This is a genomic window from Pseudomonas sp. AN3A02, from assembly GCF_011765255.1.
Lineage (GTDB): Bacteria > Pseudomonadota > Gammaproteobacteria > Pseudomonadales > Pseudomonadaceae > Aquipseudomonas.
Map to the genome: position 1 here is coordinate 535,186 of NZ_JAARNI010000001.1, position 15,021 is coordinate 550,206.

The following is a 15,021-nucleotide window of genomic DNA, read 5'->3' on the forward strand; positions in this document are numbered from 1 at the left end:
CAAACCCCGCCTTTTGAGCGGGGTTTGTGTTTTTGGGGGTTGGGATCTTGGGGGCGCTTCGCGCCCCAGCGGGAGCAAGCTCCCTCGCCACAGCAAGCTCCCCCGCCACAGCAAGCTCACTCACCACAGCAAGCTCCCTTGCCACAACAAGCCCCCTCGCCACAATGTCGTTTCTATAGCCTTACCACATCAGATCATCAGGGATCTGGTAGGCGGCGTACGGATCATCCTCATCCGGCACCTGGCTTTCGGTCAGGACGTTCATCTGGACGATACGCTCTGGCGCCCGCTCTTGGATCTTCAGCGCCGCCTCGCGCGGGATCACCTCGTAACCGCCACCGTGATGCACGATCGCCAGGGAGCCGTTGCTCAGCTTGTTGCGCATCAGCGTGTTGACCGACAGGCGCTTGACCTTCTTGTCGTCCACGAAGTTGTAGTAGTCCTCGGTGGTCAGCTTGGGCAGGCGCGAGGTTTCGATCAGTTGCTTGACCTGTGCAACACGGGCCTTGGCCTCGGCTTTTTCCTGCTGCTGACGGTTCAGCTCCTGGTCGCGCTTGACCTTCTCGGCATGCGCCTCAATGGCCAGGCGCGCCTGGCTATCGTCCGCCGTGACCTGGCCTTTATGCACCAGGCGCTGCTGTTTCTGTTTCTCTTTGCCGACCTGCTTGGCCTGCTTTTGGTTGACCAGGCCTGCTTTGAGCAACTGGTCGCGAAGGGAAATGCTCATGGTGCTTACTCACTTGGGCAACGGCTCAGCCGCAGCTGGACAGATTCTTTTCCTGGCGTTTGGCTTCGCCCCAGAGGGCGTCCAACTCTTCGAGGGTGCAATCTTCTATGGATTGGCGTGTGTCGCGCAATGCCTGTTCGATAAATCGGAAACGTCGTTCGAATTTGGCGTTGGCTAAACGCAAGGCCGCTTCCGGGTCGACCTGGAGGTGACGAGCCAGGTTGACCGCTGCAAACAGCAGGTCACCCACCTCATCCGCGATGGCAACCGGGTCGTTATCGGCCATGGCTTCGAGCACTTCATCCAGCTCTTCGCGCACGTTATCCACTACTGGCAACGCGGCTGGCCAGTCAAAACCCACCTGCCCGGCGCGCTTTTGCAATTTGGCGGCGCGAGACAGCGCCGGCAAGGCCGTGGGTACGTCATCCAGCAGGGATAATTGCTGTGGTGCGTCGGACTTTTCCGCACGCTCCTCGGCCTTGATCTCTTCCCAGCGCTGCTTGACCTGTTCCTCGCTCAACTGCGGGATGTCCAGCGGCGCATACAGGTCGCCGGTGGGGAATACATGCGGATGGCGACGAATCAACTTGCGGGTAATGCTGTCGATCACCCCGGCAAATTCGAAGCGCCCTTCTTCCCGCGCCAGCTGGCTGTAATACACCACCTGGAACAACAGGTCGCCCAGCTCTCCTTGCAGGTGATCAAAATCCCCGCGCTCGATGGCGTCGGCGACTTCGTAGGCTTCTTCCAGGGTATGGGGCACGATGGTGGCGTAGGTTTGCTTGATGTCCCACGGGCAACCGTATTGCGGGTCGCGCAGGCGGTTCATCAGGTGCAGCAGGTCTTCAAGTGAATACATCAGTCAGTCTCTTTATCACCCCCTGTAGGAGCGAGCTTGCTCGCGAAAAACTCAGCAACGACGCGTTTATCCAGAAAGCACGCGTTATCGTTGACCTCCTTCGCGAGCAAGCTCGCTCCTACAGTAAAGCGCTCCCGATTTAGGGCGTACGGTTGCGCCGGGTCTCAATGATGTTCGGCAACTGGGAAATACGCCCCAGCAACCGACCCAACGCGTCCAGCCCCGGAATCTCGATGGTCAGGGACATCAACGCAGTGTTGTCCTCTTTGTTCGAGCGGGTGTTGACCGCCAGCACGTTGATCCGCTCGTTGAGCAGCACTTGCGACACGTCGCGCAGCAGGCCGGAACGGTCGTAGGCGCGAATGACGATGTCCACCGGATAGGTCAACACCGGCACCGGGCCCCAACTGACCTGGATAATCCGCTCCGGCTCACGCCCGCCCAGTTGCAACACCGAGGCACAGTCCTGGCGGTGAATACTCACCCCACGGCCTTGAGTGATGTAACCGACGATAGCGTCGCCCGGCAACGGCTGGCAGCAGCCTGCCATTTGCGTCATCAGGTTGCCGACACCCTGGATCTGGATATCGCCACGCTTGCCTGGCTTGTAGCCGGTGGCTTTACGCGGAATAAGCTCAAGCTGCTCGCTGCCACGCTCCGGCTCAACCAGTTGCTGGGCCAGATTCACCAACTGCGCCAAGCGCAAATCGCCGGCACCCAAGGCAGCGAACATGTCTTCGGCGATCTTCATGTTGGCCTTGTCGGCCAGCTTGTCGAAGTCCACCTGCGGCAGGCCCAGGCGTGCCAATTCGCGCTCAAGCAAGGTTTTGCCGGCGGCGACGTTCTGGTCGCGCGCCTGCAATTTGAACCAGTGGACGATCTTCGCCCGCGCCCGGGAGGTGGTGATGTAGCCCAGGTTCGGGTTCAGCCAGTCGCGGCTCGGCGTACCGTGCTTGCTGGTGATGATCTCGACCTGCTCACCGGTCTGCAGGCTGTAGTTGAGCGGCACGATGCGCCCGTTGATCTTGGCGCCACGGCAGTTGTGGCCGATCTCGGTGTGCACACGGTAGGCAAAATCCAGCGGCGTGGAGCCCTTGGGCAGGTCGATCGCATGGCCGTCGGGGGTGAAGATGTAGACCCGGTCGGGTTCGATGTCCACCCGCAACTGGTCGGCCAAACCACCGATGTCGCCCAGCTCTTCGTGCCATTCCAGCACCTGGCGCAACCAGGAGATTTTCTCTTCGTACTGGTTGGACCCGGCCTTGACGTCGGTGCCCTTGTAGCGCCAGTGCGCGCATACACCCAGCTCCGCTTCTTCGTGCATCGCATGGGTGCGGATCTGTACTTCCAGCACCTTGCCCTCGGGACCGATCACTGCCGTATGCAACGAGCGGTAACCGTTTTCCTTGGGGTTGGCGATGTAGTCGTCGAATTCCTTGGGGATGTGCCGCCACAGCGTGTGCACGATACCCAGCGCGGTGTAGCAGTCGCGCATTTCCGGCACCAGCACGCGCACGGCACGCACGTCGTAGATCTGGCTGAAGGCCAGGCCCTTGCGCTGCATTTTGCGCCAGATGGAATAGATGTGTTTGGCGCGGCCGCTGATGTCGGCTTCAACGCCGGTGGCCTGCAATTCCGTGCGCAGTTGGCTCATCACGTCGGCGATGAAGCGCTCACGGTCCAGCCGCCGCTCATGGAGCAGCGTGGCAATCTGTTTGTATTGATCGGGTTCGAGGTAACGGAAGGACAAGTCCTCCAGTTCCCACTTGATATGGCCGATGCCCAGGCGGTGGGCCAGCGGCGCGTAGATGTCGAACACCTCGCGGGCGACACGGTTGCGCTTTTCGTCGTCGGCGGTTTTCACCGCCCGAATCGCGCAGGTGCGTTCGGCCAGCTTGATCAGGGCGACGCGCACGTCGTCGACCATCGCCACCAGCATCTTGCGCAGGTTTTCCACCTGGCCCTGGGTGCCCAGCACCATGGACTGGCGCGGGCTGAGGCTGGCACTGATCGCCGCCATGCGCAGCACGCCGTCGATCAGCTTGGCCACCACCGTGCCGAAGCGCTGGCTGACGGTGGGCAGTTGAATATGCCCTTCGCGCACGCCGCGATACAGCACTGCCGCGATCAGCGAATCCTGATCGAGCTTGAGATCGGCGAGGATCTCGGCGATTTCCAACCCTGTGCGAAAGCTTGAAGTGCCTTCGGCCCACAGGTTCTTGGCCGCATTGTCTTGCTGCTCAGACTCACGAGCGAACTCGCAGGCTGCTTTCAAGGCTTCACGGTCCAGTGCCGGGTCGACACTGATGGCATGATCCAGCCATGCCTCGAGATTGATACTGCCGTCGGTGTTGATCGGCTGGTGTGCTCTCACCTGTACCATCTTGCTTACCTTCCCTACGACGCACCTTTTAGTGCGTCAAAATCATCGCTGACCTGCTTTACAAAAAAGCTTGTGCACGCTCCCTGGCAGGTCACAGGCCCAGGAGATGCAGGCCAGTCGGATTAAACGGGCATCCTAGCCCGCTTCAAATAACGCCATGGCCTCGACATGGGCCGTCTGGGGAAACATGTCGAGGATCCCGGCACGTTTTAGCCGGTAGCCTTGCTTGACCAACTCGACCGTGTCCCGCGCCAGCGTTGCCGGATTGCAGGACACATACACCAGGCGATCAGCCCCCAGAGTGGCGAGCTTGCGCACAGCCTCCAGGGCACCATCGCGGGGTGGGTCCAAGAGTACCGCAGAAAAGCCCTGTTTGGCCCATTCCGCGTCGGTCAAAGGCTGGGACAAATCGGCCTGAAAAAACTGCACATTATGCAAATTATTACTGGCGGCATTTTGTGCCGCCCGGTCCACCATGGCCTGCACGCCTTCCACCGCCACCACTTCCCGCACTTGGCGGGCCAGCGGCAAGGCGAAGTTGCCCAAGCCACAAAACAAATCCAGTACCCGCTCGTCGGGCTTCGGCGCCAGCCATTCCAGGGCCTGGGCGACCATCGCCTCGTTGACCCCGGCGTTGACCTGCACAAAGTCTCCCGGGCGGTACGCCAACTGCAAATCCCACTGCTCCAACCGGTAGCCCAACGCCTGGTCTGGCTCGAAAGGCTGCGGCTGGCCCTCGCCATGCAGCCACAGCTGGGCTTCATGGAAGTTACAAAATTCCTGCAGGATCGTCAGGTCCGCTTCGGACAAGGGCGCCATGTGTCGCAACAACACGGCGATCGACGATCCGCTGAACAACTCCACGTGCCCCAACGCCTGAGGTTTGCTCAAGCGTCGCAGCATGTTTGGCAAACGCTGCATGATCGGCTGCAAGGCCTGTACCAGCACCGGGCAATCGTCGATGGCGACGATGTCCTGGCTGGCCACGGCACGGAAACCCACCTCGAGTTTCTTCGCCTTGGCATCCCAGCGCACGGCCACACGGGCGCGGCGGCGATAGCCGAATTCCGGCCCGCTCAAAGGCGCGGCCCACTCCTGGGGTTCGACACCGGCCACACGGGATAATTGCTCGGCGAGCATGCGCTGTTTCAGGGCAAGTTGTTCGTCATGGGGCAAGTGTTGCAGGCTGCAACCGCCACAGCGGCCGGCGTGGACACAGGGTGCCGGACGGCGCAGTTCGCTGGCGGTAAATACGCGCTCGGTGCGGGCCTCGACCACTTTGCCGTGGGCGCCCAACACCCGCGCCTCAACCTCTTCGCCAGCCAGGGCACCCACCACAAACCAGGTGCGGCCTTCAAAGAACAAGATGCCACGGCCGTCATTGGCCAGGCGCTCGATGGTCAGGCGCTGCTTCTTGCCTACGGGAATCTGCGGGGCGCGGCTGCCGCCCGTCGGTTGGAAGCGCAGGCCTCTCTCGTGCTTGGCCATCAGTTGGGCGCGTCGAAAATGCCGGTCGACAGGTAACGGTCGCCACGGTCACAGATGATCGCGACGATCACCGCATTTTCCAACTCCTGGGACAAGCGTAACATCCCGGCCACGGCGCCACCGGACGACACGCCGCAGAAGATGCCCTCTTCACGGGCCAACCGGCGGGTGGTGTCTTCGGCTTCACGCTGGGCCATGTCGATGATGCGATCAACCCGAGCGGCGTTGTAGATCTTCGGCAAATACTCTTCGGGCCAACGACGGATCCCCGGGATCGCCGAGCCTTCCATCGGTTGCAGGCCGACGATCTGGATCTTGGGGTTCTGCTCCTTGAGGTAGCGCGAGTTGCCCATGATGGTCCCGGTGGTGCCCATCGAGCTCACGAAGTGAGTGATGGTGCCCTGGGTCTGACGCCAGATTTCCGGGCCGGTGGTGGTGTAGTGCGCCTCGGGGTTGTCGCCGTTGGCGAACTGGTCCAGCACCAGGCCACGGCCTTCGGCGGCCATACGCTCGGCGAGGTCGCGGGCGCCTTCCATGCCTTCTTCCTGGGTGACCAGGATCAACTCGGCGCCATAGGCGGTCATCGCTGCCTTACGCTCGGCGCTGCCGTTGTCGGGCATGATCAGGACCATCTTGTAGCCCTTGATCGCCGCAGCCATGGCCAAGGCAATCCCGGTATTACCGGAGGTGGCTTCAATCAGGGTGTCGCCGGGCTTGATCTGCCCACGCAACTCGGCGCGGGTGATCATCGACAACGCCGGGCGGTCCTTGACCGAGCCGGCCGGGTTGTTCCCTTCGAGCTTGAGCAACAAGGTATTGCTGGTGTTGCCCGGCAGGCGCTGCAAGCGGACCAGCGGGGTGTTGCCGACGCAATCGGCGATGGTGGGGTACTGCAAGGTCATGGCGTATTCGCAATCCAGACTGCGGGGGCGACCATCATACCGGGAAAGGCTGGCGGGCCATATCACGCAAAGTGTGGTGTTTATCGCTTAATGGAATAAGTCAGGCGGGGCCGTGGTTTCGCTGAAACACTTCATCGCCCATCGCTGCAATTTGTCCGTCGATCAATGCCTCAAAAGGTTTCAGCAGCGGCTCAAATGACGTGGGCGCTTCGAGCACCTGCAATGCCTGCACGATGGCTTCCACCGTCGACAATGCCCCGGGCCCCGGCGCCTTGCGCAGCCGGTAACGGGACACAGCGCCTTCCGCCAGCGTCACTCTTGGCAATGCTGCCAACAACGGATTGAGGTGCAGCAACTTGCGCGCTTTGCGCCAGGTGCCGTCCGGCACCACCAGCAGCAACGGTTCGTCGGATGGCGCGTAGGCCTGCAACGGTTGTGCATCCTCGGCAGGGAATAACAATCGCGCTTGATAACCCGGCGGATTCAACAACGCCTTCAAATCCTCAAATACCTCGCCCACTACCAACTGCGCATTCACCAACCCCAGCGCCGCCAGCCGCGCCGTATTCAAGGCATGATTGACCTCGCTTGGATGCTGCAACAGCAACACGCGGGTACGGCTATCCAGGCTGGGGATCAGCGCGCACAGGCAATGAGTGGTGGGCCGCAGGCAGCGGGGGCATTGGGGTCTGGACATGGTTTTCAGGCCTGGTTGAGCTGGGCTTTGAGTAAATCGCGGAAGGTCTGGATCAGGGGTTCGCGGCTGCGGCCCCGGCGCATGATCATCGAGAACGGAGCCTGGTAACCAAAGGTCGCCGGCAGCAGCACCCGCAAATCCCCCTTGTCGGCCCAGGCCTGGGCGTAGTGTTCCGGCAGGTAGCCGATGTAGGCGCCGGACAGCACCAGGATCAGTTGCGCCTCCATACTTTCCACCGTGGCAGCGCTGTGCTTGAAGCCGTGGCGCGCCAGTTCGGCCTGGCTCCAGTAACCACGACCGACCATGCGTTGCTGGGTGATCACCTGTTCGGGAATGCGCCGCTCGTTGAACAACGGGTGGCGGGTGCTGCAATACAGCCAGTGCTGTTCGCGGTACAGCGGCATGTAGATCAGCCCGCTCATGCGGTTGGAGAAGGCGCCGATGGCCAGGTCCAGGCGATTGTCCTGGACGCCGAGCTGCAACTCGTAAGGACTCATCACCGACAGGTGCAAATGCACCGCCGGGTGTTCCTGGCTGTAGGCGCCGATGACTTCGGCAAACGGCAGGGCTTTGTCACTGACGGTGGAGTCGAGCACGCCAAGCTTCAGGGTGCCGCGCAACTCGCCTTTCAGCGCAGCGGCGTATTGCTCGAAGCCTTCCAGCTCGCCCAGCAGGCGCAAGGTTTCCTGATGGAACAACTCGCCCTTGCTGGTGAGGCTGAAACCACCCCGGCCGCGATGGCACAGCACCAGGCCCAACGCGGCTTCCAGTTGGCTCATGTAAGTGCTGATGGCCGAGGTCGACAGGTTGAGTTCGTGCTGGGCATTGGCGAAACCCTGGTGCCGCACGACGCTGACGAAGATGCGCAGGAGTTTCAGGTCGGGCAAGGCGTTGGCCATGGGCTCTCCAGAGGCAAACATAAAACCTGTGGGAGCGGGCTTGCTCGCGAATGCGGTGGATCAATCGAACCCTCCGTGACCGACACACCGTATTCGCGAGCAAGCCCGCTCCCACATTTGAACCGAGTCTACCTCAGGCATTAGTTTAGAAAAATCTGAACTAAGTATTTGCCCCTGCCGATTCTTCCCTTCCCCTGCATTTCGCAGAATCGGCCTCTAATAAACACAACGATGAGGCAATCCCGTGGACAAGATTTTCCACCAACCACTGGGCGGCAACGAAATGCCGCGCTTCGCCGGCATCGCCACCATGATGCGTCTTCCCCATCTGCAATCGGCCAAGGGCCTGGACGCCGCGTTTGTCGGTGTGCCCCTGGACATCGGCACCTCCCTGCGTGCCGGCACCCGTTTCGGGCCGCGGGAAATCCGCGCTGAGTCGGTGATGATCCGCCCTTACAACATGGCCACCGGTGCCGCACCGTTTGACTCGCTGTCGGTTGCCGACATCGGCGACGTGGCGATCAACACCTTCAACCTGCTGGACGCCGTGCGCATCATCGAAGAAGCCTACGACGAAATCCTCGAACACAACGTGATCCCGATGACCCTGGGTGGCGACCACACCATCACCCTGCCGATCCTGCGGGCGATCCACAAGAAACACGGCAAGGTCGGGCTGGTGCACATCGATGCCCACGCTGACGTCAACGACCATATGTTCGGCGAGAAAATCGCCCACGGCACTACCTTCCGCCGCGCGGTGGAAGAAGGCTTGCTGGATTGCGACCGCGTGGTCCAGATCGGCCTGCGCGCCCAAGGCTACACCGCCGAAGACTTCAACTGGAGCCGTAAACAGGGCTTCCGTGTGGTCCAGGCCGAAGAATGCTGGCACCACTCGTTGGCGCCACTGATGGCTGAAGTGCGCGAGAAAGTCGGCGGCGGCCCGGTGTACCTGAGCTTCGACATCGACGGCATCGACCCGGCCTGGGCGCCTGGCACCGGCACCCCGGAAATCGGTGGCTTGACCACGATCCAGGCGATTGAAATCATCCGCGGCTGCCAAGGCCTGGATCTGATTGGTTGCGATCTGGTAGAAGTTTCGCCGCCTTACGACACCACCGGCAACACCTCGCTGCTAGGCGCCAACCTGCTGTACGAAATGCTCTGCGTACTGCCGGGCGTGGCGCACCGCTGATGAGCGCCCAGGCCGAGGTAATAAAAGCCGCGGCCGACCTGGTGTCGGCCTTCGCCCGCAATGACCGCGCCGCCTACTTCTGCGCGTTCAGTGCCGACGCCAGCTTCGTGTTCTACACCCTCCCCCAGCCGCTGCTGAGTCGCGATGCCTATCAGGTGTTGTGGGACAGCTGGCGCCGGGACGAGGGTTTTGAGGTGCTGTCCTGCACCTCAAGCAACGCTTTCGTCAGCCTGCACGGTGACGTCGCGGTATTTGTGCATGACGTGGCCACCGAGCTGCGCATGAACGGGGAGCAATGCTTTAGCCAGGAACGCGAGACCATTGTCTTCAAGCGACAAGGGGATCGCCCACAACAAAAAGAAGGCCTGTGGCTGGCCTGTCACGAACATTTATCCGCTATGCCGGAAGGGCTGCCGCCCCATTAGCCAATGTGATCGGAGCAGATCATGAATAATAAAAACAACGAAAACAGTATTCGCAACATAGAAACCAACGGCGTCGAACAAATCCCGGACCACGAACGTACCGCTGGGCCGAAGGATTTGTTTCGCCTGATTTTCGGCGGTGCCAACACCTTCGCCACCGCCGTGCTGGGGAGCTTTCCGGTGCTGTTTGGCTTGTCGTTCCAGGCCGGCGTCTGGGCAATTGTGCTGGGCGTGCTGGTGGGTGCGGTGATCCTGGCGCCCATGGGCCTGTTCGGCCCGCTCAATGGCACCAATAACGCCGTGTCTTCCGGTGCGCACTTTGGTGTGCACGGGCGGATTGTCGGCTCGTTCCTGTCACTGCTGACCGCTATCGCGTTCTTCTCACTGTCGGTGTGGAGTTCAGGCGATGCGCTGGTAGGCGGTGCGAAACGGCTGGTGGGCTTGCCGGAAACCGACTTGACCTTGGGCCTGGCCTACGGCGTGTTCGCCATTCTGGTACTGACGGTGTGCATCTACGGCTTTCGCTTCATGCTGTGGGTCAACCGCATTGCAGTATGGGCGGCGAGCCTGCTGTTCCTGTTGGGCATCTTCGCCTTCGCACCCGCTTTCGACAGTCACTTCGCCGGCACAGTCGCCCTCGGCCAGACCGGTTTCTGGGCGGCGTTTATCGGTGCGGCACTGGTGGCCATGAGCAACCCGATTTCCTTCGGGGCGTTCCTCGGTGACTGGTCGCGCTACATCCCACGGGAAACCTCGAAGATGCGGATCATGCTGGCGGTGGTGTTCGCACAGATCGCGACGTTGATCCCGTTCCTGTTCGGCCTGGCCACCGCGACCATCGTGGCGGTCAAGGCACCGGACTATATCGCGGCCAACAACTATGTCGGCGGCCTGCTGGCGGTGGCACCGAGCTGGTTCTTCCTGCCCGTGTGCCTGATCGCGGTGATCGGCGGCATGTCCACCGGCACCACGTCGCTGTATGGCACCGGGCTGGACATGTCCAGCGTGTTCCCGCGCCTGCTGTCCCGGGTCAAGGCGACGCTGCTGATCGGGGTGATGTCGATTGCCTTCATCTTTATCGGGCGTTTCGCCGCCAACCTGGTGCAGAGCGTGTCGACCTTCGCCGTGCTGATCATCACCTGCACCACGCCGTGGATGGTGATGATGATCATCGGCCTGATCGTACGCCGGGGCTACTACTGCCCGGACGACCTGCAAGTGTTCACTCGCGGTGAAACCGGCGGGCGCTACTGGTTCAGCCACGGCTGGAACTGGCGCGGCCTGGGGGCCTGGATCCCGAGTGCACTGGTGGGCCTGTGCTTCGTCAACCTGCCGGGACAGTTTGTCGGGCCGCTGGGCAACCTCGCCGACGGCATCGACATCAGCTTGCCGGTGACGCTTGGGCTGGCCTCGCTGGTGTACCTGACGCTGCTTCGCATGTTCCCTGAACCGGCTTCCGTCTACGGGCCGACTGTGGCGAGGGAGCTTGCTCCCGTTCGACTGCGCAGCAGTCGCGAGGCCGCCTGATGAATTGTTTTGAGAGCACTGGGGCTGCTCCGCAGCCCAACGGGAGCAAGCTCCCTCGCCACATTGCGCCCCTTAGCCCCACATAAAAAAGATAATCGGAGACTCGCCGTCATGGCTTTAGATCTATTCGTCGTCCTCATCTACGCCGCCGGCATGCTGGTGCTCGGCTACTACGGCATGCGCCGCGCCAAGACCCATGAAGATTACCTGGTGGCGGGCCGCAACCTCGGCCCTACGCTGTACATGGGCACAATGGCCGCCACCGTACTGGGCGGTGCCTCCACCGTCGGCACTGTACGCTTGGGTTATGTGCATGGTATTTCCGGCTTCTGGCTATGCGCCGCGTTGGGCGCCGGGATCATTGCGCTGAACCTGTTCCTGGCCAAGCCGCTGCTGAAACTGAAAATCTTCACCGTGACCCAGGTCCTGGAGAAACGCTACAACCCCATGGCCCGCCAGGCCAGTGCAGTGATCATGCTGGCCTACGCGCTGATGATCGGCGTGACCTCGATCCTCGCCATCGGCACCGTGCTGCAAGTGCTGTTCGACCTGCCGTTCTGGATCTCGGTGTTGGTGGGCGGTGGCGTGGTGGTGGTGTACTCGACCATCGGCGGCATGTGGTCGCTGACCCTGACCGACATCGTGCAGTTCGTGATCAAGACCGTTGGCCTGATGTTTATCCTGCTGCCGATCTGCCTGTACCGCGTCGGCGGTTGGGACGAACTGGTGGCCAAACTGCCCGCGTCGAATTTCAGCTTCACTGAAATCGGCTGGGACACCATCATCACCTACTTCATGATCTACTTCTTCGGCATCCTGATCGGCCAGGACATCTGGCAACGGGTGTTCACTGCCCGTGACGAAAAGGTCGCCAAGTACGCAGGCACGTTCGCCGGTTTCTACTGCATCCTCTACGGCCTGGCCTGTGCGCTGATCGGCATGGCCGCCCACGTACTGATCCCGGACCTGGACAACGTCAACAATGCGTTTGCCGCCATCGTCAAAGTCTCGTTGCCGGACGGTATCCGCGGCCTGGTAATCGCCGCCGCACTGGCTGCGATGATGTCCACCGCCAGCGCCGGCTTGCTCGCCGCCTCCACCGTACTGACCGAAGACCTGCTGCCACGCCTGCGGGGCGGTAAACAGTCGAGCCTGAAGATCAACCGCCTGTTTACCTTGCTGACCGGTATCTCCGTGCTGGGCATCGCACTGGTGGTAACCGATGTAATCAGCGCACTGACCCTGGCTTACAACCTGTTGGTGGGCGGCATGTTGATCCCGCTGATCGGCGCGATTTTCTGGAAACGCGCGACGACGTCCGGGGCGATCACGTCCATGACCCTGGGTTTTGTGACGGCGCTAGTGTTCATGATCAAGGATGGCTTGGATGCCAACACGCCGATCTACTATAGCCTGGGCGTGGGCCTGGTGAGTTTTGTGGTGGTGAGTTTGCTGTCGCGTCGTCCGGAGGCTTTAGCGGCTCGGGCTAGCTGAACGAACAGTTGAAAGAAGCTTTCTTCAGCGGGTGCGACGTCGGATGTCGCACCCGTTTTTTTTCATCCCCACATTGCCGAGACTGCTGGCGCTCTTGCCTGGATGACTTCCTGGACCAAAGACGCCCATACCAATCCCTGGGTTGTGCCTGCGGCATACGTTGCCCCGGCGACAATTCGGTTGTATGCCGACCAATAAACGATTGAAAGTCCATCTGCGGTGCCGGGCCTGGCACACTCGATAATGTGCAAGTCGTCACGTTCGATGGCCATGGTGTAGGACTGTGGAAAGTGCCGAGAGACAGCAGCCAGACACGCCGCCCGTATCTGCTCCTTGTACTGCGGCGTCGAATCGGGCGGAACCTGCCCGCCGGAGACAAGAATGTAGTCCCCGTCCAACCGGCAATTCATGACACCGATTGGCAGATCGTACTGCAGCTTGAGTCCGCGCATTTCGACACCTTCATTGCCAACAGCGCGAAGCTTGAAAAACCAGCCAATGATCGCGACTACTTCGGGCTCCTCTACCCCCATGGCAGTGACGACGAAATGCTCTCTACTCAGATCAGCAATTTGGACCGGGCTTAGGTGCTGGGACATGAACCTAACCCCAGAGCGTTGCAAAAGCGTCTCTATTTCAGCCATAAGATCGCCAAATTCCAGATCGTAGCCAGATACCTCAATAGCCCGACCGACCCCGGGCACTCCATAAGTTGCCTGGAATTGCAGTTGACTGATCTCAGCAAGTTCACGTCCCGGCTTACCACTCGGCCAAGGCCTGTTTTCGATATCACGTTGTTCGCAGATCGCGGCCTCTACGCTACTGGCGTCGTCCACATAGGCTCGTACAATCCGCGAGCGCGCAAATTTTGCCAGCGATGGGTTGTCAGCCAGGAGCTTTTCAAAAAGTTCGATACCTGCACGATTGCACTCGACGGCCAGATACTGATTTCCAGGAGTCAGGTAATCGTTACGCAGCGGCTTTGCAGTCGTCTCCGTTGCTGACAAATGACGCATGTTCACCTGCTTATGACTGGCACCATCCCGTTCCTGATTTCCTCCGTAAACCATGACCTGATAATTCGCCAGGCGGAACATCACGGCTTGGAGCAGGCCGTTGATACCTCTGCCAATGATCGACACACGCGGCGCACCGGCCTCTGCCTGTTCAGCGGGGATCATCAATGATTGTGCAAGTTTTCGTCTGACAAGGCCGTGCAAGGCCATCAAGCTCAGTTGCACTGAGACCGCATAGTCGAGGTCGCAATGGCAGGCTTCAGTGGTTGCCGCCTGTGTCGTCAGCGTCGCCGGCTTGTACCATGTGGAGACACTGCAACCGAGCGCTTGTGTGCGCACCCGAAACGCATCCAGTGTCCTGGGCCCGTAGTCCAATACCAGTTGGATGTCTTCGGCCGTTGCCAGGGTCTGCAAAGCGTCATCGCTGAAGACATCTGGCTTGGCGACACAGACCAGGCGAGCTTGTCTGTGGATGCACTGAATGAGGGTCCGATCAATGCGATGCGCGGATTCATCATTCAACGACAAGCATATGGCGACCGCATAGGCACCCTCCAACGCCTCGAGCCAGTCTGTGACAAATGAAACTCTGCAATTGGAAGAGGCTTTCCCGATCTTGTCAGGCACGCGATCGCGCCGCTCCAACACCTTAATCCGAACATCCGGATCTCGATCAAGCAACAACTTAACAAGCTCTTTCCCTACATTACCGTATCCCAGCACGCAGATTTCACGGGGTATGGAGCCATCGGATTGTGTCAGCCAGTGCGCAATATAAGCAGCAACATGCGGCGCGTTAACCCCTGGCGTATTGATCACTCGAATATTGTTAGATTCGCAAAGATCCAGCCGAACTTTATCCAGACTCGCACCTCTGCGGACTAAGTAAAGGTCTCCAAATGGGTGCGATATACGCCATTGAGCAATGATATCTGCATCAATAGTTTGGTCCCCGACAATGATCGTTGACGGGCGCAGGAGACCGATCTGTATGAGCAGAACTTGCTTGGTTAATGTCGGAGGGAAAAACACTACGTTGCTGGGTGCGTCAGCCTTCCAGCCTCTCGATACAGGTGCGATATGTAAAATATTTTCGGTTGTGGCGATGAGTGACGCGGCGACTGGCGGAACGGAAGAGAACACCATAGTTTTGTCTCCAACAATTCTGACTGACTTATGCCCAGGAGAGCGGAATTCAATAAAGTTGGGGGATCGCATAAATGCAAACGATACAAATCTTTTCGTGATGAAACTCAACCTACGCTTGTCTTTAAAATCAAATAAGCCAGCCGACTCTGATAAATAGGTAGTCCAATTCCGACACTTAACGCCAAAGCCTGACTGATGTGCACGAATTCGGACTACTTATCTGTATGACGGTGAAACTATTAAACAATATATTTGAAGAG

The 15,021-nt window shown here is 60.1% G+C and carries 12 protein-coding genes; 4 read left to right on the forward strand and 8 right to left on the reverse strand.

Annotated features, from left to right (window positions below):
• Window positions 1-181: 181 nt before the first annotated feature.
• The 7 genes from HBJ59_RS02530 to HBJ59_RS02560 all read right to left on the reverse strand — a co-directional run bounded on the left by HBJ59_RS02530 (window position 182) and on the right by HBJ59_RS02560 (window position 7,955).
• On the reverse strand, window positions 182-727 hold the full coding sequence (locus HBJ59_RS02530; RefSeq protein WP_167662685.1) for a DUF2058 domain-containing protein: 546 nt from the start codon (window positions 725-727) through the stop codon (window positions 182-184).
• 25 nt (window positions 728-752) lie between these two features.
• Window positions 753-1,586 carry a nucleoside triphosphate pyrophosphohydrolase gene (gene mazG / locus HBJ59_RS02535; protein ID WP_167662686.1) on the reverse strand — a complete coding sequence of 278 codons (834 nt, stop codon included), beginning with the start codon at window positions 1,584-1,586 and terminating at the stop codon, window positions 753-755.
• A 139-nt stretch (window positions 1,587-1,725) separates the two neighbouring features.
• Complete coding sequence (gene relA, locus HBJ59_RS02540) at window positions 1,726-3,969, reverse strand: GTP diphosphokinase (RefSeq protein ID WP_076014756.1); 2,244 nt, start codon at window positions 3,967-3,969, stop codon at window positions 1,726-1,728.
• A gap of 135 nt (window positions 3,970-4,104) precedes the next feature.
• The gene (rlmD, locus tag HBJ59_RS02545) at window positions 4,105-5,457 is read right to left on the reverse strand and encodes a 23S rRNA (uracil(1939)-C(5))-methyltransferase RlmD (protein WP_167662687.1); all 1,353 of its coding nucleotides are present in this window, start codon (window positions 5,455-5,457) and stop codon (window positions 4,105-4,107) included.
• Entirely contained in the window at window positions 5,457-6,359 is a 903-nt protein-coding gene (gene cysM, locus HBJ59_RS02550) for a cysteine synthase CysM (protein ID WP_076014758.1), read from the reverse strand. Before cysM ends, rlmD begins: the two co-directional genes overlap by 1 nt.
• Before the next feature lie 100 nt (window positions 6,360-6,459).
• On the reverse strand, window positions 6,460-7,056 hold the full coding sequence (locus HBJ59_RS02555; protein ID WP_167662688.1) for a tRNA-uridine aminocarboxypropyltransferase: 597 nt from the start codon (window positions 7,054-7,056) through the stop codon (window positions 6,460-6,462).
• Window positions 7,057-7,061: 5 nt separating this feature from the next.
• Window positions 7,062-7,955, reverse strand: coding sequence for a LysR family transcriptional regulator (locus HBJ59_RS02560; protein ID WP_003210734.1), 894 nt, complete (start codon window positions 7,953-7,955; stop codon window positions 7,062-7,064).
• A gap of 244 nt (window positions 7,956-8,199) precedes the next feature.
• Between HBJ59_RS02560 and speB the strand changes: the two genes are divergently transcribed.
• The 4 genes from speB to HBJ59_RS02580 all read left to right on the forward strand — a co-directional run bounded on the left by speB (window position 8,200) and on the right by HBJ59_RS02580 (window position 12,596).
• Window positions 8,200-9,150: an agmatinase gene (gene speB / locus HBJ59_RS02565; protein WP_003210733.1), complete on the forward strand. Its 951-nt coding sequence runs from the start codon at window positions 8,200-8,202 to the stop codon at window positions 9,148-9,150.
• Entirely contained in the window at window positions 9,150-9,575 is a 426-nt protein-coding gene (locus HBJ59_RS02570; protein ID WP_167662689.1) for a nuclear transport factor 2 family protein, read from the forward strand. The genes speB and HBJ59_RS02570 overlap by 1 nt, the downstream gene beginning before the upstream one ends.
• A 21-nt stretch (window positions 9,576-9,596) precedes the next feature.
• Complete coding sequence (locus tag HBJ59_RS02575) at window positions 9,597-11,102, forward strand: cytosine permease (RefSeq protein ID WP_167662690.1); 1,506 nt, start codon at window positions 9,597-9,599, stop codon at window positions 11,100-11,102.
• A 111-nt stretch (window positions 11,103-11,213) separates the two neighbouring features.
• Window positions 11,214-12,596 (forward strand): sodium:solute symporter, encoded by a 1,383-nt coding sequence (locus HBJ59_RS02580; protein WP_167662691.1) that lies wholly within the window; start codon window positions 11,214-11,216, stop codon window positions 12,594-12,596.
• Window positions 12,597-12,658: 62 nt separating this feature from the next.
• On the opposite strand, the gene HBJ59_RS02585 is transcribed toward HBJ59_RS02580, so the two are convergent.
• Window positions 12,659-14,758 carry an FAD-dependent oxidoreductase gene (locus HBJ59_RS02585; protein ID WP_167662692.1) on the reverse strand — a complete coding sequence of 700 codons (2,100 nt, stop codon included), beginning with the start codon at window positions 14,756-14,758 and terminating at the stop codon, window positions 12,659-12,661.
• Window positions 14,759-15,021 lie beyond the last annotated feature (263 nt).

Coding starts and splice junctions, on each gene's coding strand:
- HBJ59_RS02580 (WP_167662691.1), top strand. CDS start 11,214: ATGGCTTTAGATCTATTCGTCGTCCTCATCTACGCCGCCGGCATGCTG.
- relA (WP_076014756.1), bottom strand. CDS start 3,969: ATGGTACAGGTGAGAGCACACCAGCCGATCAACACCGACGGCAGTATC.
- rlmD (WP_167662687.1), bottom strand. CDS start 5,457: ATGGCCAAGCACGAGAGAGGCCTGCGCTTCCAACCGACGGGCGGCAGC.
- HBJ59_RS02575 (WP_167662690.1), top strand. CDS start 9,597: ATGAATAATAAAAACAACGAAAACAGTATTCGCAACATAGAAACCAAC.
- cysM (WP_076014758.1), bottom strand. CDS start 6,359: ATGACCTTGCAGTACCCCACCATCGCCGATTGCGTCGGCAACACCCCG.
- mazG (WP_167662686.1), bottom strand. CDS start 1,586: ATGTATTCACTTGAAGACCTGCTGCACCTGATGAACCGCCTGCGCGAC.
- HBJ59_RS02530 (WP_167662685.1), bottom strand. CDS start 727: ATGAGCATTTCCCTTCGCGACCAGTTGCTCAAAGCAGGCCTGGTCAAC.
- HBJ59_RS02570 (WP_167662689.1), top strand. CDS start 9,150: ATGAGCGCCCAGGCCGAGGTAATAAAAGCCGCGGCCGACCTGGTGTCG.
- HBJ59_RS02585 (WP_167662692.1), bottom strand. CDS start 14,758: ATGGTGTTCTCTTCCGTTCCGCCAGTCGCCGCGTCACTCATCGCCACA.
- HBJ59_RS02560 (WP_003210734.1), bottom strand. CDS start 7,955: ATGGCCAACGCCTTGCCCGACCTGAAACTCCTGCGCATCTTCGTCAGC.
- HBJ59_RS02555 (WP_167662688.1), bottom strand. CDS start 7,056: ATGTCCAGACCCCAATGCCCCCGCTGCCTGCGGCCCACCACTCATTGC.